Origin of the sequence: Aerococcus viridans, from assembly GCF_002871935.1 — a bacterium.
Classification (GTDB): Bacteria; Bacillota; Bacilli; order Lactobacillales; family Aerococcaceae; genus Aerococcus; species Aerococcus viridans_B.
Window position 1 is genome coordinate 1 of sequence record NZ_PNHQ01000021.1, and the last position, 24,415, is coordinate 24,415.

Here is a 24,415-nt window from a genome sequence, read left to right on the forward strand (position 1 = left end):
ACACCCTTGCCATTAGCTAACAGTTCCTACTGCCAGGCCTGTAGTGGACTTTCACCACCAAGTTAGCGCCCATGCCGGGCGCACCAAAAAAGGCGTGACCATGACATCACGCCTCTTCTATGTTAGTTTGATTTGTTTTCTATGATTGAATGCTGTTTGATTAAACGTATTGTAATTCTGCTACTTCTGAATTTTTGAAAGCAGCATCAATTGTACCGCCACCTAGACATTCTGGACCGTCGTAGAATACAACTGCTTGTCCAGGGGTGATTGCACGTACTGGTTCTGCAAAAGTGATTTTCGCAGTCCCATCTTCATTGATATCAACATGGACTTGTGTATCTTTTTGACGGTAACGGAATTTCGCTGTGCAATCAAAAGAAATTGCAGTAAATTCGTCATCGACAAATGATAGGTCACTCGCCATTAAGTAGTCTGCATATAATTTATCGTTGTGGAAGCCTTGGCCAACGTATAAAACGTTTTTAGCTTGGTCTTTCCCTACAACAAACCATGGTTGATCAGATTCGCCACCGCCACCGATGCCTAACCCTTTACGTTGGCCGATTGTATAGTACATCAAGCCCATATGGTCACCCATTACAGTCCCATCTTCAGCAATCATTTTACCAGGTTGTGCTGGTAAAAAGTTACCTAGGAATTCTTTAAAGTTCTTTTCACCAATAAAGCAAATACCAGTTGAGTCTTTTTTCTTAGCAGTTGCTAAGCCTGCTTCTTCTGCAATACGACGTACTTCTGGTTTTTCTAAATGGCCTAATGGGAACATGACACGTTGTAATTGGTCTTGTGATAATTGGTTAAGGAAGTATGTTTGATCCTTATTATTATCTAAACCTCGTAACATGTGTACTTTGCCTTTAGAATCGCGTTCAACTTGCGCGTAGTGGCCAGTTGCAACATAGTCAGCCCCAAGTTCTAATGCATAGTCCAAGAAAGCTTTAAATTTGATTTCCTTGTTACACATTACATCCGGATTGGGTGTCCGGTCACGTTTGTATTCATCTAGGAAATAAGTGAATACTTTATCCCAATATTCCTTCTCAAAGTTAATCGAGTAATAAGGAATACCGATTTGCGCGGCTACTGCGGCAACGTCTTTGTAATCTTCCGTTGCTGTACAGAAACCATTTTCGTCTGTGTCATCCCAGTTCTTCATGAAGATACCGATGACATCATACCCTTGTTCTTTCAGTAATAAAGCTGTCACGCTGGAATCAACGCCACCACTCATACCGACTACCACGCGGGTATTTTTATTTGGATTATTTTCTACCACAACATCACCATCTTTCTGCCATAATTTTACGATTGAAGGTCGTATATTAGGTTGTTAGTAGAGATTATAAAATCACAAGTACAAATTATACAGGCTATAGCAAAAAAAGCAAGCAATACGCTTACTTTTTTCGAGTACATTTATCAGTTATAGTTTATACAATTTCTTCAAGGATACCCATAGTGACCATATCCGCTTGTAACCGTTCAACCGCTTCTTGCAGTGGTGCCATCGAATCGTTTTTATAAACATTCACCACTTGCATGCCGTTCAAATTGGTCACGGTCATAGAAAAACCATCAAGGCTGCTATTCACTTTCATTTTGAATAAAACTTCACGGCTATCATTAAATGATGCGGTTACTACGCGTTCGAATTCAAAGTTCCCTTGTTTACCCTCTTGGAATCCGTAGTCTCTAAGGGTATATTTCTTCACTGTATCGGCTAGTTTAAATTTCTTGCTAGCGCCTTTTAACTGGACACTTGCTGTCATTGCCATCCTTAACATACCTCCATTAAATTTAGAAATGAATTAATTAATTGAAGCAAAAATATCTAAAATTTGATCAATGTCAGAAAAATCAGTTGGATCACCAAAAGAAATACGTAAGCTTTCATGGACTCGTGGCGAATCAACCCCATACATAGAAATCAACACACGGGATGGTTCAAGTGATCCTGCCGTACAAGCAGAGCCAGCTGATAAATATGCGTCTCTTAAATCAAGCTTAATCAGAACTTGATCCGACGCATGTCCTGGCCAATAAATATTTAGGACATGAGCTAATTCAGCTTGTAATGGACCATTAATTTTAAAATTTAAACCACGTGCTTTTGCGCCATCTAAGAAATACTGACGCAATGCTTTCAAATGCGCTTGATGCTTATCCATCTGTACATATTGCTTTTCAATTGCCTTAGACATACCCAAGATTAACGGTAAAGCTTCAGTTCCTGCTCGATGTTTATTTTCTTGGTTTCCGCCACGTACATAGGGAGAAAAGTCGGCCTTAGCATTTCGGTAATACATAAACCCTATTCCCTTAGGACCAAAAATTTTATGGGCAGACATTGACAAAGCATCGATATGCATTTTTTCTACATCTAAAGGAATGTTTAGATAGGTTTGAACTGTATCCGTATGAAAGAATATATCCCGTTCATTTAATAGGTCTCCGATAGCTTGAATGTCTTGTAAGGAACCTACCTCATTATTTCCAGCCATTATTGACACTAAGATCGTATCTGAACGGAGACTGTCTACCAATTCATCAAAATTGATATGCCCTTCTTCATCAAATCCTAAATAAGTAACTTCAAATCCTAATGTTTCTAAGTGTCGCATTGTTTGATATACACTAGAGTGTTCCGCAGCTGTCGTAATTAAATGTTTACCTTGTTCAGATAGACGAGCCACGGTTTGGTTAATTGCTGAGTCATTAGATTCAGTTCCACCAGAAGTAATAATAATGTCATCTGCAGAAGCATTTAAAGTATCTGCAATTTGTCGACGAACTGATTCTAGTTTTTGCTTAGATTCACGGCCGATTTTGTACAAACTCGAAGCATTTCCAAAATCATCACGCATTGCTTGGCTAATGACTTCAATGACTTCCGGATCAACTGGCGTTGTAGCGGCGTAATCTAAATAAATTCCTTTCATTATTTTCCTCCTGTAAATTTTGTTTTCTCTGGGAATAAGAACGCTAATAGATCTTTTGTAATCCGTTTACCTTCTCCAAATGCTGGATAAATATGCATCATCATCATTGGATTAAAGTTGGCCTCAATTAAAGCATAATTATCCGCAGTTGCTGGTGTATGAATATCCTCTATCATCAAATCTAAACCAGTAATTTTCACGCCTAAAACTTTAGCCATTTTAATTGCAATTTCTTTATATGATTCATGCATGTCAGCTAAAACTTCGATAGAATCTCCGCCTGTAGAAATATTCGAATTTTCCCTTAAAATGACTTGTTTTCCTTCAGGGATGATATCATCCGGCGTTAAGCCTTGTTGTTTCAAAGTATTTACTTCGATTTCACCAAGTTGAATCTTCTCTAATGGTGAACGATGGTCAATACCACGCTTAGGATCTTCATTCTTCTTATCTACGAGTGCTTTAACTGTAGACACTCCATCACCAATCACATTCGCACCTACACGGTTTACAATAGATAGGACTTTCCCTTCTTGAACGTAGAAACGGTATTCCGTTCCAAAGGCAAAATCTTCTATTAATACTGTATGATCTTCCCTAAATGCAATTTCAAGCGCAGCTTTAAACGCCTGTTTGGAAGCTCCTTTTTTGAATATAGAAATCCCAATCCCCATATTAGTTGATTTAGGTTTAATTACAAATGCTTTTTCTGAATATAAATCAGCTACTTTTAGAGCCTCGTTAAACTGATTAAACTCTAAACTTTTTGGCACATGAATACCATGTTCTGCAAGCAGTGCTTTCGTAACTACTTTATTTTCCATCACGTAATGGCCAATATAAGGATCTTTGCTTGTAATATTAGCATTCTTCACAATTTCTTCGTGTGTTTTATACTTCAATCGAATCATCTGGTCATCTCGGTCTAAGATATCCATTTGATAGCCTTCTTGAATTGCATCAAACATCAAAATTTGAGTAGATAATTCCATATCTTCAAAGCCACCTAAAGCATATGGTTTCTCCCATGATGACTGATATAATTCTTCTGCTAATTGACGTCCCGCTTCAAGATAACCATCCACATCTTGCATACTAGTCATCATCTTACCAGCTGGTGTTAAGGTGGGATCTTTCAACCGTTCCACCATCACTTCTGTAGTATCGATAATTGACTGGTCTGCATTTATAGCCGCTAACATATCTTTCATTTCTGACAGAATTACTAATCCTTCTTCCATTGCTTGAGTTTTTGAGAAGGTATCTTCTTCAGCTACTTTGGTTTTTAAATCAATACCATAATGAACATCTGCCATGCTCACATCTTTTCCTGACCAAATTAGGTAGAGAACAAAGTACTTGATAAAGTCAATATCCGAAGCTTTAATACCATATGGTGCATCAGGTTGTATGTCAATGAGTCTAAATTCAAGATATTTAATACCTTTATCTAGTAGAGACCTTGCCTTATTAGCGCCTCGCAAGCGAACATTTGAATAAAATTCTTTTTCTGCAATCAAACGTTTTTCCGTCACGTTTGCTTCTAGCTGTGCGACATAGTCCTCTAGGTTGTCGTAAGTAAATGTCACATCATCCTTATTGATATAACCTAAATGAGAGTTTCGAATTGAGCGGACTGGGTGGTCAAATTTATCTGATGGCACACGGAAAAAGCTATCATCCGCTATAGGTGCTGCGCCAAAAAGATAAACTAAAATCCACTGATAACGCAAGAAATTCCGCGCTAAGCGTAAGTAGAAGTCTGATTGGAAAGCTTTCAGTGATTGCTTATTCCCTTCGACTGCTTTTGCTTCTTCATGTAGTTTTTGAATGAAGTCAGGTGAAACCTGCATATTATAGTGAATACCGGAAATCATTTGTAATTTTTTTCCATACACTTCTACTAGATAATCACGATACGCAACTGCAGACGCATCCTCTAAGTCTGCAACTGCAATAGCTTCATCCTCAGGTAGGACTGGTGGCATTGAAAAAGGCCAAATACGTTCTTCTTCTGTTAGTGATTCTATCACCACTTCGTGTATTGCCTGCAACCACTCCATCACTTGATCACTAGTATATACTGGTGGTGTTACTAACTCTAATTGCGACTCTGCAAAGTCCCGTTGGATATAAAATGATGTCGTTGACCCATCCACTTGTTTTGGATGCGGTGTTAGGGCTAACTGGCCCGCTGGTGTAATCCGATGACCTTCGCGCTCAATCCCTATTGATGCCTCTTTAAAAGTATGGCTGATATCTGCTCGCTGAATGAATGACTGTAACCAATTCATATATGTTCTAACTCCTCATCTACTCTTCTACCATCATCACGATGGTTGTTCGACTTATTTTATCATTAAAGTCGTCATCAGACCATTTATCTAGCTTATTATTTTCTTATGAAAACGAACGTATATTCGTAAAACTTCCTTAGCTATGATATAATTAGACAAAATATAGTCAAGAAAGGAGCTAGATGAATGGCACAAAATACGCCCTTAGCCTACCGTATGCGACCGCGGTCAATTGATGAAGTCGTCGGTCAACAACATTTGGTTGGGGAAGGCAAGATTATTTTTCGCATGGTAAAAGCCATGCAACTGTCATCCATGATTCTATATGGACCTCCAGGGATTGGTAAAACTTCCATTGCTTCAGCCATCGCTGGATCTACTAAGTATGCCTTTAGAAAATTAAATGCTGCCACCGATACCAAAAAAGATTTACAAGCTGTTGTGGACGAAGCTAAATTTTCTGGTGGTCTCGTCTTACTATTGGATGAAATTCATCGATTAGATAAAACGAAACAAGATTTTCTATTACCACATCTAGAATCAGGACTCATCACCCTTATTGGAGCAACCACAGAAAACCCCTTTATTCATACCAGTCCAGCTATCCGGTCTAGGGCGCAAATATTTCAATTAGAACCTCTTGAAAAGACAGATATAAGGATTGGATTAGAGCGTGCTTTAACAGATAGCGAACGCGGTTTAGGCGCTTTTCCAGTGGATATTGATGATAATGCTATCGACCACTTCGCCCACGCAGCTTTTGGTGACTTACGTTCTGCTTTAAATGCGCTTGAATTAAGTGTACGATCAACTGATGAGAATACGGAAGGTCGCATTCATATTACGCTAGAAATTGCAGAAGAAAGTATGCAAATGAAAGCCTTCTCCCATGATGCTGATGGTGATATGCATTATGATGTTATTTCTGCCTTTCAGAAAAGTATCCGTGGTAGCGACGTAGATGCATCCCTCTTATATGCTGCTCGCTTAATTGAGGCTGGGGAATTGTCCATTTTATGCCGACGTCTATTAGTTATTGCCTATGAAGATATCGGTTTAGCCAATCCACAAGCAACAGAGCGAACGGTAGCAGCAGTTCATGCTGCTAATCAATTAGGGCTTCCTGAAGCCCGAATTCCATTAGCAAATGCTATTATAGACTTAGCGCTATCACCAAAATCAAACTCTGCTATTGAGGGCATCGACGCAGCCTTATCAGATGTAAGAGCAGGTAAAGCTGGTTTAATCCCTAAACATCTTAAGGATACCCATTACAAAGGTGCAGAAAGTCTAGGTCACGGCGAAGGGTACAAGTATCCTCACGCTTATCCTAATCATTGGGTAGCACAGCAATACCTACCTGATACACTCGTTAACCGGCGCTATTATCAAGCGGGAGATACCGGTAATTATGAACGTGCTTTAGCAGAAAACCGGCGTAAACGCGAAGGTAAATAATCATTTTAGTATAAACTTGCAGATACCTAAGTTGTCTATCTTCCAAAGCTTAAAAACTTGAAATTATACATAAAAGCTTGTATGATGTTTATAGAAAGAATAACTCTGTAGTGTTCGCGATTTCTTTACATGTGTTGACCGAACAATTAGCTATCTAGGGAACTGCCAAGGTTTATGGATACAACGCCTCATCACGAGGACTGTTGAAGTAGATATGTGGTTCCCACCTGTATATCAATGCGGGTTCAATACAGATAGATTTCATCACGGCACATAACGGAGCTCTTTTATAAAATTAAATTTTTAGAGGATGTGTTTATCGCATCCTTTTTTTGTAGTCTAAAAAACATCAATACTGAATAGACATAACAATATTTAAAAAAAGTTGATCATCACTTTGTAGTGTAACTATAATAGCTAATCGCAAGTAAGGATGGTATCCCAAAATTAAATGCTTCACTTTTTAGATTTATAACTACAAAAATGATACTTAAGCGCTTACTTTATATTTTTTAAGTGGTATAATAAGTACAAAGGAGCGTGAGGAAAATGTATCAAGAATATTCACGTATATTAGCCCCAATCGATGGTTCTGATGAGTCTAGATTAGCCTTTAAAAAGGCAGTAGCAGTTGCTAAACGTAACAACGCTACACTGATTGTAGCTCATATTATTGACACCTCTGCTTTCCAGACTACCAATATCTATAATGAGGTCATTCCTGAAGCAGTAACATCACGAGCTAAAAATATGTTATCTGATTATGAGGAAGAAGCCCATAAAGCAGGCATCGAACATGTTGAAACAGTCATAGATTATGGTTCTGCTAAGTACCAAATTTGTCACACTTTAGCACCAGAACATAAGGCCGATTTAATTATGATTGGTGCTACCGGACTCAATGCTGTTGAGCGTCTATTTATCGGTTCCGTATCTGAATACGTTATTCGCAATGCCCCATGTGATGTATTGGTTGTTAGAACAAACTTAGATAACGAGGAAATTACAGCGTAATTATTCATATTTAAAATAATAAAACCGCTAAATATGCAACTTTATAAGCCATATTTAGCGGTATTTTTTATAAATCTAATATTGCTTGAATAGACAGCACAACTCGTGGTACAAGAGAAGTTAGATCAGCTTCTTCCTCAAGTGTATGCGCACCTGTCCCTACGATACCTAAACCATCAATAACAGGAATATCTACAATAGATGCTAATGAAGCATCTGAGGCCCCTTGACTCTCTACTTTAGTTAATGCTCCATAGCCTAGCTTATTAGCTGTTTTTATATAATGGTCTGCTAACTGATCCACTTTATCCGTATAAACCATCGCATCGACACCAGATTCAATTTCAAATTTTGTCACTGTATCGGGAATATAAGGCTTAGAAATTACACGTTCAACATCATCAATGATTTCATCTTTAATGGCCTGATTAGGAAAACGTAAAGAAAAATTTCCTTTGGCAACCCCTGGTATTGTATTAGCAGAAACTCCGCCATTAATGATGCCACAGTTAATTAATTTCTTACGTGAAATATCAGTTAAAGCTTCAAGCGCGACAACTTTTTGCGCTAATTCAACAACTGCAGATCGCCCAACTTCAACTTCCATTCCAGAGTGACCTTGAACACCTTCAACTGTTACATTCATCATCATACCCCCTTGACGACCAACCACCACCTCATTAAACCTTGATGACGGTTCAAAATTGAGCATTAAAGCTGCATCTTGTAATGCTGTTATCACTTCTTGACGGGTAGGTGAATAACGGTGTAAAGTTTCTTCATCTGGTATAAAAATTAAGGTCAAAGGCTGTTTTTGATACCCCATTTCGATTAAGTTTTTCACTACATACATGGCAATCACTAAGCCACCCTTCATATCCATCAGACCTGCACCCTTAGCAAATCCGGGTTTGTCTGCCAGTAAGCGGAAATGATGGTCCAAAGTAACACCCGCATTGAAGACTGTATCCATGTGACCAGATAAAACAATGGGTTTTCTATCTTGGTTTTCTGATGTCTTGTACTCAGCAATTAGTAGATCACCTGCTTGATTATGTGGGATTATCCGTGTTGTCATACCAATATTTTCACACCATTGACGAATGATGGCTCCTACTTGGTTCACCCCATTAATTTGATCAATTCCTGATTCAGTATTCACCAATTCTTCTAAAAATGCGAACATCTCATTTTCCTGACTCGCAATGCATGCTTTTAACTTGTCCATTTTCAATACTATTCCCCCATCATTTACTTATTATTGGTAGCTATCTGAAGTTTAGTTACGCATCTTGTTTATCTAACCATACCTCATCTAAAAAAAGTAATTTAGATCCTGCAGTAGCAACTTGATCGCCGACAATGAATGGGCGTTTTATTAGCATGCCGTTTTTAGCCAGTAATTGCAAAAATTCGTGTTCTGACATCTCTGCTAGCTTATCTTTTAAAGCTAATTCACGATATAAACCACCTGACGTATTCAAAATTTTTGTATATTTGCCATCTACTTTACTTAAGGCCCAAGCTAATTCTTCAGCTGCAGGAGGCTGATCACGAATATCTATAATCTCACCAAAAGTTAACCCCTGCGTTTCTAAATATTTTTTTACCTTTTTAGTAGTTGAACATTGTTTTAACCCATAAATTTTTAGCACAATACATCATCCTTTCTGTACCCATTGTATTTCTTAATCATAACAGACCTTTGTTTCTTCAAAAATCTGATTAAACGGAAAAAATAGTCTGGTCATTTTCTAAGATTATGTTTCATAAAAACCTTCAAGTACATTAGTCGCCTCTTTAGATAAGGCTAAATTTTGGACATGCGTATCATAGTTTTTAGTCAAATAAGAGAAGAATAGTAAATCAATCGCATAAAGTTGCGCTAGGAGTGATATTGTCGCCCCACTTCTTAACAAAGCTTCCTTAGTGTCAGCTGTCTGCAACCCAATGTCCGCTGCTTTAGCGAGTGTATTATCACCTGCTTTAGTTAAAGATACTGTGTTTAATCCTAATTCTTTAGCCATATTCATCATTACAGTGCCTTCATATTTTTCCCCGGAATTGGATATACCAATATATAAAGCGTTTTTCGGCGCAATAGCCATGGCTGCAGCTAATTCATGCTGATCTTGAGTTACCATTATTTGTTTCCCAATTCGGGTAAATTTTTGGCGGAAGTCTTCAGCGACAATATTTGATGCGCCTAAGCCATATAAGAATACTATTGGACTAGCCATAATCCACTCAGTGACTTGATCGATATCTTGATTAACAAGTGTGATATTCGTATCTGCAAAAACGACACTCGCGTTAGTGGCTAACTTTTCCTTAATCCTATCAAGGCTTTCATCAGGATCGATATCAGTATAATTCAAATTGCCGCTTTGACTAGTTTGTGCTGACAAAGCTAACTTCAACGCAGTAAATCCCCTCATACCAATCGAATGGCAAAAACGAATAACCCCTGCTGGACTTGATTTAGCTGCTTTGGCCAGATCGGTTGCATTCATCTGAATAACATCTTTTGGCTTCTCCAATATAAATTGACCAATCTTTTGCTCCGACCTGGGTAAGTCTTGCAATGTTTCATTGATTATTTGAAGGACATTTCTTGCCATTATGGCACCTCTCTATCATCTATCTTTTCACATTATTAAAGGGCCGCCAGCAAGGTGTTGACAGCCCTTTTTTCAGCTATTTATATCTTACTATAAATGTTCTATCGCATCTATTGTATTCAATGGTGAGCCTGTAATTTCACTTGGTGATTGGGCGGTTTTTGGAATTCCAAATAGATAAGTCAGTATGAAACCGCCGATATATGCTGCGACTAGCCCGATGATATATGCTGGCCATTGTCCATCAGCAATCAATGGAATCAAAGCAACTCCTGAAGGCCCAATTGCTGTGGCACCTACCCCACCGATTGCACCTAAAACTGCACCACCGATACCGCCTCCTAAACAGGCTGTTACGAATGGTCGACCTAATGGTAAGGTTACGGCATAAATTAATGGTTCTCCAATGCCTAGAATCCCTACAGGTAAAGAACCTTTAATAATATTGGTTAATTGTTTATTGCGACGACATTTCATCCATAAGGCGAAGGCAGCACCAACTTGTCCCGCTCCTGCCATCGCAAGGATTGGTAAAAGTACGGTTTTCCCTGTGGCTGCAATCATTTCAATATGAATTGGGGTAAGGATTTGATGTAATCCAAACATGACTAAAGGTAGGAAGGTTGCCCCTAAGATAAATCCTGCAAATGCACCACCAACTTGTAATATCCAGTTCAATGCCCCTACAAGTGATGTAGAGATAAACCCAGCGATTGGCATAATGAAGAAAATCGTTATCATCCCAACAACTAGTAATGAAATAGTAGGCGTTACAATGATATCTATGGCATCCGGAATAAATTTACGTAAGTTTTTTTCAACTAATGCTAAAAGATATACTGCTATGATTACCCCAATAACACCACCTTGGCCAGCTACTAGGTCGCCACCTGTGAAAATATTTGGTAGCGGGGCTTCAGGTAACATCCCTGTAAGATAAGTGACGCCGGCAACAATACCACCTAGACCTTCTGTCGCCCCAAAGACACGAGCAGCATTAATACCAATATAAATATTTAAGTAGAAAAATAAACCATTTTGAAGGATCTTGAGCACTAAGAAAATATTATCCCACATACCTGGTGCTAATGCGCCCGCTGTTAACATATTTTGAATAATGGAAGCTATCCCACCAATAATCCCTGCACCAACAAATGCTGGTATTAATGGTACAAAGATAGAAGCGATGACTTTTAATGCCCGTTTAAATGGTGTATCATTTTTTTGTTTTAGTTTATCCTTATTTTCTGAAGTTATTCTTTCAGCTTCACCTCGTCCAGAAGTCATGTCGGGATCAAGATTTTCTTGAACTGGTCTCCCTTGTTGAATGTGCCCTTGATCTGCCATGACGGTAGCTACTTTTGCCGCTGTACCAGGACCGACGACAACCTGTAGCGTATCTCCATCTTCAACCACACCCATAACGCCTTCAACTTGCTTTAAGGATTTTGTTTCTACTCGTTGGTTATCTATGATATGAATACGTACTCGAGTCATACAGTTATATACTTTACTGGCATTAGTTGGTCCACCAATATGTTGATAAATCGCTTGTGCTAATCTTTCTTCATTACTGATTTTACTCATTATACCCATCCCCTTATCAATTGAATACTTGGTTGACAAAGCCATCTGCAGATTTTATTTTTTCACTGGCAGCTTCTTGATCCAAATCCAATAGAATCATCACGATAGCTACTTTGACATTTTTATTTGCCGCTAAAAAGTAACTAGCAGCTTCTTCATAACTACAGCCTGTCGCAGCCATAATTATCCGTCTCGATCGTTCTTCAAGCTTCTCATTTGTTGCTTGTACGTCTACCATTAAATTCTGATATACTTTCCCAATACCGATCATCGAAACAGTTGATAACATATTTAAAATCAATTTTTGAGCAGTCCCTGCTTTTAGTCGTGTCGATCCAGTTAAAATTTCCGGACCACAATCTACTTCAATAGGAATTTGAGCATAATCACTAATTTTAGCTTGCTGGTTACAAGCGATTGATACCGTTTTTGCCCCAATGGATTGTGCATATTTCAACCCCCCAATGACATAAGGCGTACGTCCTGAAGCAGCAATCCCTACGACAGTGTCATGGGCCTTTAAATCTATTTTTTTAAAGTCTGCTTCTGCTAGCGTCAACGAATCTTCAGCACCTTCCACCGCTTCAATCATGGCTTTATCACCACCTGCAATGATACCAACTACTAAATCTTTAGAAACGCCAAAAGTAGGGACACATTCAGCTGCATCTAATACCCCTAATCGACCAGAAGTGCCTGCACCAAAATATATCAATCGACCACCAGCCTTGAACGATTGAACAATCATTTCAACAGCTTTTTCAATCTGTCCTAGGGCTCCAGCGATTGCCTCTGGCACCTTATGATCTTCCATATTCATTTCTTTTAGGACTTGTCTAACGGTCATTTGATCTAGATTCATCGTATTAGGATGACGTTTTTCAGTTGTTAACTGGTTAATCTTTTCACTCATCTATTAAATCCTCCATTTGTATTTTAAAAGCTTGACCAGGTCCAATAAATGTTATTAAGCATTTATCAGGGTCAATTATCTGACCAACCACATTTACTTTTTCGTCTTGAGGTAGATCGACTTTACATACCTGAATTTCCCCTTGATAACGCCCATATTTTTCATTATCAATTGTGATAGCACCTTTTGGTCTTACAATGGTATTGATAGGTTTTATAGTTGTATTTACGAGCATACGAGACTCTTGACTTCTCAAAACGAGTGCCGCTGCATCTTGTCGATTGGTATGGTTACCTAAAACTAACGGTAATTGTTCTGACACTGATTCACTTGCACTTTTGGCATTAATACAAATAATATTATTTTGTATATAGTCTTTGAATTGAAAAAGTACTTCTAGACTAATCATCGGATCTCCAATATAAACATCGTCGACATTACCATTGGTGATTAAATCTAAGGTGCTAGCTAAAGGATGCAGATTTCGATGTACTTCAACTGTTGGCAAGCCAGCATAGATTGGTCCTCTTTTTTTATCATCCGAAGCCACAAAGGCCATGATGCGTAAGCCCCTTGATTTTAAAAATCGATTATGCCGGTTAAATGTATGCATATCCAGACCCGTTTCTGGCCTTGGATAGTAATTATGCCAAGCCGTGATATTTTTTAAATTTGCTTGGTAAAGATGGAGTTGGTCGAGGTCTTGAGTCGTTAGTGTACTCGCATTCAATGCGATATGTATTTCTCTACTCAAACGTGCCACTATTTCCCAATCAATACCGTAATCAATCCTTAAGCCGGTTATTCCTAAATCAATGATGGGTTGAATATTATCAAATGTGCCACCAATTTTATTTAAACTAGTTCCTGAAATATCGACCACTAAAGATAGATCATTCCTCTTAGCAATCTTTCCTAGATCACGCATCCGACCTAGGTATTGCTGGTCGTCATCTTCTGGAATGTGAATTGACGTGAATATACCAGTAAATCCAGCATCAATCATCTGATCAATATCATTTTGGTTAATGGCTTCATTTAAATAAACCGAGAAACCATACATAATGTCACCCTCTTTCATTTTTAATTAGTGTTTATCCGGACATTTGAAAGCGCTTTAATTTTACTTCATTATATCACTTTGAAATATTTTTTCAACAATCAAAGAGTTTTTACTTAAATGCACATTTATTTAAAATTTAATTACAAAAAAAGAACTCAAGTTTACATCAAACTGTAACTTGAGTTCTTTAGAAAAAATATTTGATTATTCGTTAATGTTACCTAAACGTACTGTATCGCGAACGATTACTAACTCTTCATCCGTTGGAATAGTGTAAATTGCTACTTTTGAATCTTCACTAGAAATTTTCGCCTCGTCACGTGTATCATTTGCTGCTTCATCAATCTTCATACCAAAGAATGACATATGGTCATCAATGATTGCTGCACGTGTACGTCCAGAGTTTTCTCCTATACCGGCTGTGAATACAACTGCATCAACGCCACCCATTACCGCAATATATTGACCAATATACTTACGCACTCGGTCATAGAAGATTTCTAATGTAGTTTGTGAACGTTCGTCACCCTTATCTGCAGCATCTTCAACATCACGCATATCTGAAGATACACCTGATAAACCTAATAAACCTGATTTATTGTTTAAGATAGAAATCATTTCATCAATATCAGTGATATTTAATTTCTTCATTAAGAATTGAACTAGAGATGCATCGATATCACCAGAACGTGTACCCATTGTAATACCCGCTAATGGCGTGAATCCCATAGAAGTGTCAACAGATTTACCACCATCTACAGCAGTAATCGATCCCCCATTACCTAAATGGCAAGTAATGATTTTTAAATCTTCAATTGGTTTACCCATTAATTCAGCAGCACGATTCGCTACATATCTGTGAGAAGTACCGTGTGCACCATAACGACGAGCACCGAATTCTTCGTAGTACTCTAATGGAATAGAATATAAATAAGCTATTTCAGGCATTGTTGTGTGGAATGATGTATCAAAAACGCCAACAGCTGGTTTTCCTGGTAATACTTTTTGGAAAGCACGAATAGCACGAGCTTCTGGTCCGTTATGTAGAGGTGCAAATTCTGCTAATTCTTCAATTTTTTGGATTGCCTCCTCATCCAATAGTGTAGAGTCTTTAAAGACTTCTCCACCAGCTACCACACGGTGGCCAGTACCTGAAATTTCATCATAGCTAGTAATAATGTTTAAAGTGTTTAATTGGTCTAACAAGAATTCAGTAGCTACTTCGTGATCAGCTATATCTTTAACATCCTCAAATTTTTGACCTTCGCCATATTTGATAGAAATGTTAGAGTTACCAATTCCAATACGATCGATTTGACCTGATGCTACAACATCTTCACTAGGTACTTCATAGATTTTAAATTTCAAACTAGAAGAACCTGCATTTACAGCAATTACTTTAGACATGCTTTCTCTCCTTTATTATTAATCAATATTTTTATATAACTTTATTATAACATGATAACTTTCATTATAGTAAAGACATTTGGTCTCTACACTATATTTCATACATTTTTGCAAAGTAGATGAATATATGGTTATTTCATTTTTTCAAGAAAATTTTCAAAGGCTGTTAAGAATTTTGGCAATTCTTCTTTGCTCTTTAAATCAGGTATTTCCCCAACCAAGACATTTTCACTCTGTTTAGCTTTATTTCCTGCCTTTTGTACAAGTAAAATAGCTTTTCGTGATTTTTCATTATTAAAGAGATTAGTTGGTAAAGATAATAATGCTTGGAAATAACCGTATTCTCCAATTGCCTCGATCAGGGTTTTTATATTTTCATCTTGAATTAATCCAGCAGGCACAATATAAATACCCCATCCATTTGGTTTTAAGTAACGCAAACCTTGCTCAACCATTAAATAATGTACAAAAGCATGCTCACCTTCGCCACGTTTTTTAGCTGAAGAATATGTATCTGCTACTTCATCAACTGGGTAGTAACCTAAAGGCAAATCACCCACAATCAAGTCGCTAGGAGGGACAATTAGATTTTGGAGTGAATCTCCAAGATATAAATTTGCTGGGATATCTTGCAGACGGGTGGAAACGTCAGCGATCGATAATAATAAATCATCATTATCATAACCAAATCCTTGAATTTTATAACCCGCTTTCTTTAGTGCATTATAAACAATGGCATATAAATTACCTGTCCCCATTGTTGCATCAAATAAATTAATCACTATTTGATTCTGTTTAGTCTCCAAATAATTATGATCTATTAATTTTGTAGCAAAATAACCCATTAAAATCGCAATAGCTTCTGGTGTCATATGATAATTAGCTTGTAGTTGATCAGCTTTTTCACCTTCAATAAAAGCAAATTGGATGGCTTTACGAATGTCCTCAGCTTCAAAACTTTTTATATCAATTTTTCCGTAAATCTCTCTTAACTTTTCAGCTTCTTCATCGTTTGGACGTTGATCAATTTGTTGTACTTCGCCATCCACTAAATTCTGTAAAGATTCAAATAAGGCCTCTAGATATGAAAATGTTAAAGCTTCTTGTATCAAAATTGTTGAGTCATGCAGTACACCAAATAACTGGTTTATATTTTCTACTGACATAGTAGTTCCTCTCTCTCATTATGTTATTTCCTATTTTCAATGAATATTAGTTGTCTGTCAAACATCAGGAATAGAAAAAATTGAATATGGGCGTAATTTATCAGTACAATCCTCTCTCACATTCGTTATCCTATTTTACTTCGATAATATAATTGTATTCAGTAGTTATTAAACTAATCAATATTATTGTATATTTAGAGGCTTTTATAAAATGGTATGCTGACACTAATTTAGAAAGTTAGAACATCAAATAAGTAATTCAAATGTAAACATCATTGATTATCTAAAATAAAAAAAGTGCAATGCTCAAGATGAACATTACACTTTTTTACCCCTTTCCCTGATGGGAACAAAGGGCTAATCAACGTTGATATATCAACGAACTATTCAGCAGCAATTGGATATACAGACACTTGTTTTTGGTTACGGCCTTTACGTTCGAAACGAACAATACCGTCAACTTTAGCAAATAAAGTATCATCTCCACCACGGCCTACATTTACACCTGGATAAATTTTAGTACCGCGTTGGCGGTATAAAATTGAACCACCTGTAACTTCTTGACCATCAGCACGTTTAGCACCTAGACGTTTTGCTTGAGAGTCACGACCATTGGCAGTAGATCCGCCCCCTTTTTTTGTGGCGAAGAATTGTAAATCAAATTTCAACATGGAATAACCTCCTTTATTATTTCGTTGTTTTGGATACATGTATAAAGTCACTATAATTTGCTTCAACGTCCTCAGACAAAGCCAAATAGCAACTCATTAATAACATTTGAGCAAGTTGACCTTGATCGGTAGAAAGAGCCTTGGTTAACTCAATATACAAGTAACCGCCATTTTCTTCATCGGCTTCAATAAGCGGTTCGATATTTGCCATTCGTGTAAGATTATTCACCGTTGATAAGACAACTGCAGATACTCCAGCACAGACAATATCTTGCCCGTATTCTCCCGCAAAAGCGTGGCCAGAAACTTCTAAGCTAACAAATTGATCTTTCTCGTCAGTTTTAAAAATTGCTTGAATCATATCATCACGGCTGATAACTAGGCGTTGATTGAATCAATTACAACTTTAGTGTATGGTTGACGATGACCTTGCTTACGATGAGAGTCTTTCTTTGGTTTGTATTTGAAAGTAGTTACTTTCTTTTGACGACCTTGTTTTTCAACAGTTGCTTCAACAGTCGCACCTTCAACTAAAGGTGTTCCCACTTTCACATCGTCACCACCAACAAAGACTACTTGATCAAAAGTAACTTTATCTCCTGCTTCTGCATTTAATTTTTCAATGTAGATCGCTTGTCCAGCTTCAACTTTAACTTGTTTTCCACCAGTTTTAATAATTGCGTACATCTCACGCACCTCCTTATATAGACTTAGACTCGCCACGATACGTGGTCTTTCGACACTTAAAATACGCTATCATGTGCGGTTGCAGTGTGGTGCTCACACTTTTTACAACATCATATATACTATCAAAATAACTTAAACTCGTCAAGGAATTCATCATAATTAAGTTAAAACAATGAACTGCATTATATTCTACTATTTCGCAAAGTCAACCGATGACTCAATCCTTGTACCAATTTGTTTTCCAAATACAGTATCATGAGTAACAATCAATATCGCTTTACCTTGTTCTCTAGCTAAGGTAGTGATCAAAGCCCCAATTTGATCAGCTGATTCTCTATCTAAAGCTGAAGTTGGTTCATCAAAACATAACACACTTGGATTCAACATTAGCGCTCTTGCAATCGCAATACGTTGTTTTTGTCCTCCAGATAAGGTCGAAGGATATACATCTGCCTTATCAGAAAGCCCCACATCTGCTAATAATTTTTTTCCATCTTTAATCAGATCTGCTTTATTTTTAAGTCCTTGTGCCAATGGTGCTTCAATTAAGTTTTGGATGACTGTTAAATTTGGAAATAATTGATAATCTTGAAAAACCATTCCCAACTCATTTTGATAAGCTCGTCGTTCGCTATTTGAACTGTAAACTGCTTTTGTACCGTTATCTTTCGATAATATCTTTCCATTAATTTCAATTGTACCACGGTCAGCTTCTTCAAGATTATTAATAATTCGCATAAATGTCGTTTTTCCTGTACCTGAACGACCAAGCAGAATGACTACTTCACCTGGGTTAATTTCAAAATCATAGTCTTTAATTACCTGATTTTCTCTATAAGACTTGTTTAGTCCTGATACCTTTAATGACATATGATAACCTCCCTATCACCATTTCAATTGATTTTCAAATTTACGTAATATATATGTTAAAACGGCCGTAATCACTAAGTAAATCGCTCCTGCAACTAAATATGGGACTAAGGACGCATAGGTATTCGCTGCAATATTTCCGGCTCTTAGTAGCTCCCCTAGCCCAATTACATATACTAATGAGGTATCTTTAATTAGAGAAATCACTTCGTTACCGATTGACGGTAATACGATATTTACAACTTGTGGTAAGATAATTCTTCGAAATCCACGAATTTTACCAATTCCTAACACAGAGATACTCTCATATTGACCGTCTGGTACTGCAGAAATACCGCCTCTAAATATTTCTGCAAAATATGCCGCATAATTAACCACATAAGCGAGAATAGCAGCAGGAAATCTATCTAAAGCAATGCCTATATATGGTAAGCCGAAGAAGATAACCATTAATTGTAGCATCAATGGACTACCACGCATAATGAAAACATATGTTTCTATAATAGCTTGCAACCATTTAGGACCAAAAACACGTAATATTCCTATCAAGAATCCGACCGGTACAGATAGCACTAGTACAATTGCAAATAATAATAAGGTTAATTTCAAACCATTTAATAAAGATGGTAATACGGTTACCACAATATTAGATGAATTAGAAGATTGTGATTCTTCACCAAACCATTTGGCAAAAATTTCATCATAGGTACCATTTTCTTTTAGTTCCTCAATTCCGGCGTCAACTTGATTTTTTAATTCAATATCCGTTTTTCTAAAACCCACACCCATGGGTTCAATGGAGGTTTCATCTACAAAGTATTCATACTCATCTAATGTACCTTTTTGATTTAATGTATATCTAGAATAAATATCACCAGCATAGATTGCATCTACACGATCAGCATCAAGATCAGCGAAAACTTCATTATAAGAAGGATATAAAACTGGCTCATTTGCTAACTGGTCATACAAGTCATTTGGCCATTCTTGCATAAAAGTCAATGCTGTCGAACCTGATTGTGTCGCAATTGTCTTTCCAGCTAAATCTTCTAATGATTCAATTCCCGATCCACTTTTACTAATAACCATTTGTCCTGACTCAATATAGGGCTTTGAGAATAATACCATTTCTTCTCGTTCTGCCGTAATTCCGTACCCATTCCAAATCATATCGATGTTACCAGAATTTAGTTCTGTTTCTTTTATTGCCCAATCTATTGGTTGGAAATCTAAATGCCATCCATATAAATCTGCAACAGCATTAGCTAGATCGACATCAAATCCAACCAATTCCCCTGAACCATCACGGAAGCCCATCGGTGCAAATGTATCATCTAAACCAATAGTATATGTTTCAACGTCAGGATCTTCAGTTGTTGCCTTCACTTGTGTCATACCATTTGTAAATATCAGACCTAAAGATAAAATAATTGCTAATATCCTATTCTTAAATTTATATTTTTTCATTGCTTTTACCCTCCAATTAAATAAAAAAACGCCCTTCTACACCAAACTACATTGGTATAAAAGGACGTGAAATAAACGTGGTTCCACCTTTTTTCATAGCAAACTCACGATTGCTATCTCTGTGTGTCAAAGATGACACTGTGATTAACGCTCACATACGAATTATCTTTAATAATTTGCTCTTGGGTGTGTAGATACGATTCTTATACCTATTCTCAACTTAGCTAGGCTCTCTTTAATAAGTCAGTCGTAACCTCTTCCAATCAACACTTTTCATATTTTAAACTTATTATAATCATTTTATAATTTTTAATCAAGTATTATTTTTCAAACCAGATGACTAATTTTTGAATTAACCAAATAAAAATAAAACCTAAGAATGCATTAAATAGTAGCGATGGTATATAGTTTTGACTTAAAAAGTAATAATAAGAACTATTGTGAATATCAATTAGATAATACAAAGCATAAATGAAATGCGTATAACCCGTATATATAATCAATAACCATAGCCAAATTGTATAGAAATTCATTGGTAATTTTTTAATCACAACTCTAGTTAAAATAACAATCATAGGAAATAAAAATAAATTCACACCAAGGATTGAAGAATAGTAAGCATCATATACAAATCCGATTAAAATACTTACGAGAAAAATATTTGAATCATTCATCAAATAAACGGCTAATAAAGTTATTACGATAAGCGTAGACTGAGGACTTATTTGAAAGTTCTCACTGCCTAAACTATAAGACAACATAGTCATCACGCTGCCATCTAGTAAAAGGATAAAAAAAACAAAGGTCGGTATCAAAAAATTATTTTTAAAGAAATGTAACATATTTACCCTCCTACTCTTGACTATCTGAAGAGACGGAAGATGTTTCACTAGCTTGGTCGTCACTATCACTTGAATTATCATTCAACGTCATCACTACAAGCACTGTTCGAATGTCTTTAAAATCTGCACTAGGTTTAACTTTAACTGATTGAGACAAACCAAAATTATCGGATTTTGCTGAAGTAACTTCTCCAATAATTAATCCCTCAGGAGATACGCCTCCTAATCCACTAGTTGTAACAGTATTCCCTTTACTAATTTGTGTATCGTTAGGCACTTGTTTTAAAATCAATTCTTGTGTCTTCTCATCATAGTCAGATAAAATCCCAGACACTATGCCATCATCAGTTTGGATGCTCACAGCAACATTCGTCATTTGATTATTTTCCGTAATTAATAATTGAACTTTTGAACTTGTTGCAGATACCTCTGTAATATGACCAACAAGTCCACTCTCTGTCATTACAGACATATTCTTTTCGATACCACTGTTGGATCCTACATCGATTGTAATTGAATCTAACCAAGTATCCGGTGATCTAGAAATAACAGAAGAAGCAATAACGTTTTTCCCAACCAAAGAAGGTTGCAAATCTAGTAATGCTGACAATTCTTCATTTTCACTTTGTAGAATCTCATTTTGAGCTTCTAGTTCTTCAAGTGAAGAAATTTGACTTTTCAATCGTTGGTTTTCTTCATACGTATTCATTAAATCGTTAATTGAGTCTGTAAAGCGCATCATCGCATTTGTTGGTGTAGACACAAATCTACCTACAACTGCGGTCACATCATTCACCCATAAAACTGGTTTGGGCATCTGTGATTGACTAAATATCGAGTAGGCAATCATACTGAATGAAGTGATGACACTAACAAGCAGGACAATTAATTTTTTATTCTCAAAAAATCGTCGCAATATTATCCATCCCTTCACTTACATATGGTATTTATTATAACAAAGTCTAAAGTTAATTTGTAATGTTTATCCACGCAAATTTATTCTTAATATTTCTTTTAGGATAAGCTTAAGACAAAGATAATTTATCAAAGCAAAAAAGAGAAGCTTTCGCCTCCCTTTTACATAATATGATGACCCGTACGGGACTCGAACCCGTGTTACCGCCGTGAAAGGGCGGTGTCTTAACCGCTTGACCAACGGGCCAATATAAAAATATTAGAATGGTCCGAGACAGATTTGAACTGCCGACACCTTGAGCTTCAATCAAGTGCTCTACCAACTGAGCTATCGGACCTAACCCAACGGTCCCGACGGGAATCGAACCCGCGATCTCCTCCGTGACAGGGAGGCGTGATAACCGCTACACTACGGGACCATTCAATTGCGGGAGTAGGACTCGAACCTACGACCTCCGGGTTATGAGCCCGACGAGCTGCCAACTGCTCCATCCCGCGATGTTAATAAGAATAAGGAGGATAAGGGATTCGAACCCTTGCACGCTTTTACACGCCTGACGGTTTTCAAGACCGTTCCCTTCAGCCGGACTTGGGTAATCCTCCAAAATTTTTAAAATTAGCTATATCAAGCTATGACCCGTACGGGACTCGAACCCGTGTTACCGCCGTGAAAGGGCGGTGTCTTAACCGCTTGACCAACGGGCCAAAATATATAAAAGCGGAGAATAAGGGATTCGAACCCTTGCATCGCTTACGCGATCTAACGATTTAGCAAACCGTCCTCTTCAGCCTCTTGAGTAATTCTCCAAATATCAATGGGCCTGAATGGACTCGAACCATCGACCTCCCGCTTATCAGGCGGACGCTCTAACCAGCTGAGCTACAGGCCCATCATAATACTAAAGCGGGTGACGAGAATCGAACTCGCGACGATAGCTTGGAAGGCTATGGTTTTACCACTAAACTACACCCGCATATTATTTTAAATTACGGTCCCGACGGGAATCGAACCCGCGATCTCCTCCGTGACAGGGAGGCGTGATAACCGCTACACTACGGGACCATTCAATTGCGGGAGTAGGACTCGAACCTACGACCTCCGGGTTATGAGCCCGACGAGCTGCCAACTGCTCCATCCCGCGATGTTAATAAGAATAAGGAGGATAAGGGATTCGAACCCTTGCACGCTTTTACACGCCTGACGGTTTTCAAGACCGTTCCCTTCAGCCGGACTTGGGTAATCCTCCGTGACAATATTTTCATATAATCCCATACAAGGATGGACCTTGTAGGACTCGAACCTACGACCGGACGGTTATGAGCCGTCTGCTCTAACCAACTGAGCTAAAGGTCCAAGTAATTTATATAATAGCGGCGAAGGGGATCGAACCCATGACCTCCCGGGTATGAACCGGACGCTCTAGCCAGCTGAGCTACACCGCCATATTATATTATACATCTAATTAAGTGGAGAATAGCGGGATCGAACCGCTGACCTCCTGCGTGCAAAGCAGGCGCTCTCCCAGCTGAGCTAATCCCCCAAATTAGAATCGGGAAAACAGGATTCGAACCTGCGACCCCTTGGTCCCAAACCAAGTGCTCTACCAAGCTGAGCTATTTCCCGCTCATGCACCCAGCAGGATTCGAACCTGCAACCGCCTGATTCGTAGTCAGGTACTCTATCCAGTTGAGCCATGGGTGCTAATATAAAATGCCGAGGACCGGGGTCGAACCGGTACGAGGTTATCCCTCGCAGGATTTTAAGTCCTGTGCGTCTGCCTATTCCGCCACCCCGGCATATTATAAAATGTATTCATAAAATTGTCTTTACAGACAAAGCGGAAAACGGGGTTCGAACCCGCGACCCCCACCTTGGCAAGGTGGTGCTCTACCACTGAGCTATTTCCGCTTATTAAAATATAATGCCGGCTAAAGGACTTGAACCCTCGACCCTCTGATTACAAATCAGATGCTCTACCAACTGAGCTAAGCCGGCTAATATAATGCGGGTGAAGGGACTTGAACCCCCACGCCTTGCGGCGCCAGATCCTAAATCTGGTGCGTCTGCCAATTCCGCCACACCCGCATAATGACCCGTGTAGGAATCGAACCTACGACCCACTGATTAAAAGTCAGTTGCTCTACCGACTGAGCTAACGAGTCATGGTGGAGAATGAGGGGTTCGAACCCCCGACATCCTGCTTGTAAGGCAGACGCTCTCCCAGCTGAGCTAATTCTCCAATTTTGCATGGCAACGTCCTAGTCTCACAGGGGGCAACCCCCAACTACATTCGGCGCTAAGAAGCTTAACTTCTGTGTTCGAGATGGGAACAGGTGTGTCCTTCTTGCCATCATCACCACACAATATTTATATGAGCTTTTGTTCGCTCAAAACTGAATCTGTAAGTCATCGACCATTCCATCATACAATCTATTATCCATTGGATAAGTCCTCGACCGATTAGTACTAGTCCGCT

Annotated in this window: 21 protein-coding genes, 23 tRNA genes, 1 rRNA gene, 1 other RNA gene and 2 other annotated features; of the genes, 3 read left to right on the forward strand and 43 right to left on the reverse strand. The window is 38.1% G+C overall.

The genetic code is table 11. The annotated features are described in order from the left end of the window. Positions 1-160 precede the first annotated feature (160 nt). The 4 genes from mnmA to gshAB all read right to left on the reverse strand — a co-directional run bounded on the left by mnmA (position 161) and on the right by gshAB (position 5,254). Complete coding sequence (mnmA, locus tag CJ191_RS07715; protein WP_102199456.1) at positions 161-1,252, reverse strand: tRNA 2-thiouridine(34) synthase MnmA; 1,092 nt, start codon at positions 1,250-1,252, stop codon at positions 161-163. Between the two features lie 199 nt (positions 1,253-1,451). Further along, positions 1,452-1,796 (reverse strand): hypothetical protein, encoded by a 345-nt coding sequence (locus CJ191_RS07720; RefSeq protein ID WP_016897550.1) that lies wholly within the window; start codon positions 1,794-1,796, stop codon positions 1,452-1,454. Positions 1,797-1,829: 33 nt separating this feature from the next. Continuing rightward, positions 1,830-2,960 (reverse strand): cysteine desulfurase family protein, encoded by a 1,131-nt coding sequence (locus CJ191_RS07725; protein ID WP_102199449.1) that lies wholly within the window; start codon positions 2,958-2,960, stop codon positions 1,830-1,832. Continuing rightward, positions 2,960-5,254, reverse strand: a complete 2,295-nt coding sequence (gshAB, locus tag CJ191_RS07730) for a bifunctional glutamate--cysteine ligase GshA/glutathione synthetase GshB (RefSeq protein WP_070467177.1) — start codon at positions 5,252-5,254, stop codon at positions 2,960-2,962. Before gshAB ends, CJ191_RS07725 begins: the two co-directional genes overlap by 1 nt. Positions 5,255-5,443: 189 nt before the next feature. Between gshAB and CJ191_RS07735 the strand changes: the two genes are divergently transcribed. The 3 genes from CJ191_RS07735 to CJ191_RS07745 all read left to right on the forward strand — a co-directional run bounded on the left by CJ191_RS07735 (position 5,444) and on the right by CJ191_RS07745 (position 7,729). Further along, positions 5,444-6,715: a replication-associated recombination protein A gene (locus CJ191_RS07735; protein WP_102199450.1), complete on the forward strand. Its 1,272-nt coding sequence runs from the start codon at positions 5,444-5,446 to the stop codon at positions 6,713-6,715. A gap of 99 nt (positions 6,716-6,814) precedes the next feature. Then, positions 6,815-7,002: non-coding RNA, 6S RNA (gene ssrS, locus CJ191_RS07740), on the forward strand. Positions 7,003-7,264: 262 nt separating this feature from the next. Then, positions 7,265-7,729: a universal stress protein gene (locus CJ191_RS07745; RefSeq protein ID WP_070467170.1), complete on the forward strand. Its 465-nt coding sequence runs from the start codon at positions 7,265-7,267 to the stop codon at positions 7,727-7,729. Between the two features lie 67 nt (positions 7,730-7,796). Here the strand turns inward: CJ191_RS07745 and CJ191_RS07750 are convergent, their stop codons facing one another. The 39 genes from CJ191_RS07750 to rrf form a co-directional block, all read right to left on the reverse strand. Then, positions 7,797-8,957 carry a M20/M25/M40 family metallo-hydrolase gene (locus tag CJ191_RS07750; RefSeq protein ID WP_246819010.1) on the reverse strand — a complete coding sequence of 387 codons (1,161 nt, stop codon included), beginning with the start codon at positions 8,955-8,957 and terminating at the stop codon, positions 7,797-7,799. Between the two features lie 55 nt (positions 8,958-9,012). Further along, the gene (locus CJ191_RS07755) at positions 9,013-9,384 is read right to left on the reverse strand and encodes a Spx/MgsR family RNA polymerase-binding regulatory protein (protein WP_070467166.1); all 372 of its coding nucleotides are present in this window, start codon (positions 9,382-9,384) and stop codon (positions 9,013-9,015) included. Positions 9,385-9,489: 105 nt separating this feature from the next. Continuing rightward, entirely contained in the window at positions 9,490-10,350 is an 861-nt protein-coding gene (locus tag CJ191_RS07760; protein ID WP_070467162.1) for a MurR/RpiR family transcriptional regulator, read from the reverse strand. 90 nt (positions 10,351-10,440) lie between these two features. Further along, positions 10,441-11,937, reverse strand: a complete 1,497-nt coding sequence (locus tag CJ191_RS07765) for a PTS transporter subunit EIIC (RefSeq protein WP_070467160.1) — start codon at positions 11,935-11,937, stop codon at positions 10,441-10,443. Between the two features lie 16 nt (positions 11,938-11,953). Continuing rightward, the gene (gene murQ, locus CJ191_RS07770; protein ID WP_070467159.1) at positions 11,954-12,850 is read right to left on the reverse strand and encodes an N-acetylmuramic acid 6-phosphate etherase; all 897 of its coding nucleotides are present in this window, start codon (positions 12,848-12,850) and stop codon (positions 11,954-11,956) included. Next, positions 12,843-13,913: a DUF871 domain-containing protein gene (locus tag CJ191_RS07775; protein WP_102199451.1), complete on the reverse strand. Its 1,071-nt coding sequence runs from the start codon at positions 13,911-13,913 to the stop codon at positions 12,843-12,845. Before CJ191_RS07775 ends, murQ begins: the two co-directional genes overlap by 8 nt. Before the next feature lie 204 nt (positions 13,914-14,117). Then, positions 14,118-15,320 carry an acetate/propionate family kinase gene (locus CJ191_RS07780; RefSeq protein ID WP_070467155.1) on the reverse strand — a complete coding sequence of 401 codons (1,203 nt, stop codon included), beginning with the start codon at positions 15,318-15,320 and terminating at the stop codon, positions 14,118-14,120. A gap of 131 nt (positions 15,321-15,451) precedes the next feature. Further along, a complete protein-coding gene (locus CJ191_RS07785; protein WP_070467152.1) occupies positions 15,452-16,486 on the reverse strand; it encodes a class I SAM-dependent methyltransferase in 1,035 nt (344 codons plus the stop codon). Positions 16,487-16,869: 383 nt separating this feature from the next. Then, complete coding sequence (gene rpmA / locus CJ191_RS07790; RefSeq protein ID WP_070467150.1) at positions 16,870-17,157, reverse strand: 50S ribosomal protein L27; 288 nt, start codon at positions 17,155-17,157, stop codon at positions 16,870-16,872. Between the two features lie 16 nt (positions 17,158-17,173). Beyond that, positions 17,174-17,518: a ribosomal-processing cysteine protease Prp gene (locus CJ191_RS07795; RefSeq protein WP_102199452.1), complete on the reverse strand. Its 345-nt coding sequence runs from the start codon at positions 17,516-17,518 to the stop codon at positions 17,174-17,176. A 17-nt stretch (positions 17,519-17,535) separates the two neighbouring features. Then, entirely contained in the window at positions 17,536-17,844 is a 309-nt protein-coding gene (rplU, locus tag CJ191_RS07800) for a 50S ribosomal protein L21 (RefSeq protein ID WP_102199453.1), read from the reverse strand. A gap of 15 nt (positions 17,845-17,859) precedes the next feature. Further along, positions 17,860-17,935, reverse strand: a sequence feature (ribosomal protein L21 leader region). Between the two features lie 101 nt (positions 17,936-18,036). After that, positions 18,037-18,714, reverse strand: coding sequence for an amino acid ABC transporter ATP-binding protein (locus CJ191_RS07805; protein ID WP_070467146.1), 678 nt, complete (start codon positions 18,712-18,714; stop codon positions 18,037-18,039). A gap of 15 nt (positions 18,715-18,729) precedes the next feature. Next, complete coding sequence (locus CJ191_RS07810; protein WP_083272708.1) at positions 18,730-20,181, reverse strand: ABC transporter permease subunit; 1,452 nt, start codon at positions 20,179-20,181, stop codon at positions 18,730-18,732. 57 nt (positions 20,182-20,238) lie between these two features. After that, positions 20,239-20,457: a binding site (T-box leader), on the reverse strand. Between the two features lie 44 nt (positions 20,458-20,501). After that, positions 20,502-21,023: a rod shape-determining protein MreD gene (mreD, locus tag CJ191_RS07815; RefSeq protein ID WP_102199454.1), complete on the reverse strand. Its 522-nt coding sequence runs from the start codon at positions 21,021-21,023 to the stop codon at positions 20,502-20,504. Positions 21,024-21,033: 10 nt separating this feature from the next. Next, positions 21,034-21,939, reverse strand: coding sequence for a rod shape-determining protein MreC (gene mreC, locus CJ191_RS07820; protein WP_102199455.1), 906 nt, complete (start codon positions 21,937-21,939; stop codon positions 21,034-21,036). 174 nt (positions 21,940-22,113) lie between these two features. Next, positions 22,114-22,185: transfer RNA gene (locus CJ191_RS07825), tRNA-Glu, on the reverse strand. A gap of 18 nt (positions 22,186-22,203) precedes the next feature. Next, positions 22,204-22,276 (reverse strand) — tRNA-Phe (locus CJ191_RS07830). Between the two features lie 8 nt (positions 22,277-22,284). Then, positions 22,285-22,357, reverse strand: a tRNA-Asp gene (locus CJ191_RS07835). A gap of 6 nt (positions 22,358-22,363) precedes the next feature. Beyond that, positions 22,364-22,436, reverse strand: a tRNA-Met gene (locus tag CJ191_RS07840). Between the two features lie 15 nt (positions 22,437-22,451). Next, a tRNA-Ser gene (locus CJ191_RS07845) sits at positions 22,452-22,541 on the reverse strand. A 30-nt stretch (positions 22,542-22,571) separates the two neighbouring features. Further along, a tRNA-Glu gene (locus tag CJ191_RS07850) sits at positions 22,572-22,643 on the reverse strand. Between the two features lie 14 nt (positions 22,644-22,657). Next, positions 22,658-22,745: transfer RNA gene (locus CJ191_RS07855), tRNA-Ser, on the reverse strand. A gap of 9 nt (positions 22,746-22,754) precedes the next feature. Beyond that, a tRNA-Ile gene (locus tag CJ191_RS07860) sits at positions 22,755-22,828 on the reverse strand. A gap of 13 nt (positions 22,829-22,841) precedes the next feature. Then, positions 22,842-22,912: transfer RNA gene (locus tag CJ191_RS07865), tRNA-Gly, on the reverse strand. A 16-nt stretch (positions 22,913-22,928) separates the two neighbouring features. Then, positions 22,929-23,001: transfer RNA gene (locus tag CJ191_RS07870), tRNA-Asp, on the reverse strand. Between the two features lie 6 nt (positions 23,002-23,007). Beyond that, positions 23,008-23,080, reverse strand: a tRNA-Met gene (locus tag CJ191_RS07875). A gap of 15 nt (positions 23,081-23,095) precedes the next feature. Continuing rightward, positions 23,096-23,185: transfer RNA gene (locus CJ191_RS07880), tRNA-Ser, on the reverse strand. A gap of 33 nt (positions 23,186-23,218) precedes the next feature. Beyond that, a tRNA-Ile gene (locus CJ191_RS07885) sits at positions 23,219-23,292 on the reverse strand. A gap of 15 nt (positions 23,293-23,307) precedes the next feature. Beyond that, positions 23,308-23,381: transfer RNA gene (locus CJ191_RS07890), tRNA-Met, on the reverse strand. Positions 23,382-23,406: 25 nt separating this feature from the next. Beyond that, a tRNA-Ala gene (locus CJ191_RS07895) sits at positions 23,407-23,479 on the reverse strand. A 9-nt stretch (positions 23,480-23,488) separates the two neighbouring features. After that, a tRNA-Pro gene (locus CJ191_RS07900) sits at positions 23,489-23,562 on the reverse strand. 4 nt (positions 23,563-23,566) lie between these two features. Next, positions 23,567-23,640, reverse strand: a tRNA-Arg gene (locus CJ191_RS07905). 10 nt (positions 23,641-23,650) lie between these two features. Continuing rightward, positions 23,651-23,735, reverse strand: a tRNA-Leu gene (locus tag CJ191_RS07910). Positions 23,736-23,775: 40 nt separating this feature from the next. Beyond that, positions 23,776-23,847, reverse strand: a tRNA-Gly gene (locus tag CJ191_RS07915). A 14-nt stretch (positions 23,848-23,861) separates the two neighbouring features. Further along, positions 23,862-23,934, reverse strand: a tRNA-Thr gene (locus CJ191_RS07920). A gap of 8 nt (positions 23,935-23,942) precedes the next feature. Beyond that, positions 23,943-24,024 (reverse strand) — tRNA-Leu (locus tag CJ191_RS07925). 4 nt (positions 24,025-24,028) lie between these two features. Further along, positions 24,029-24,101, reverse strand: a tRNA-Lys gene (locus CJ191_RS07930). Position 24,102: 1 nt separating this feature from the next. Then, positions 24,103-24,178 (reverse strand) — tRNA-Val (locus CJ191_RS07935). A gap of 6 nt (positions 24,179-24,184) precedes the next feature. Further along, positions 24,185-24,300: ribosomal RNA gene (gene rrf, locus CJ191_RS07940) — 5S ribosomal RNA — on the reverse strand. Between the last annotated feature and the right edge of the window lie 115 nt (positions 24,301-24,415).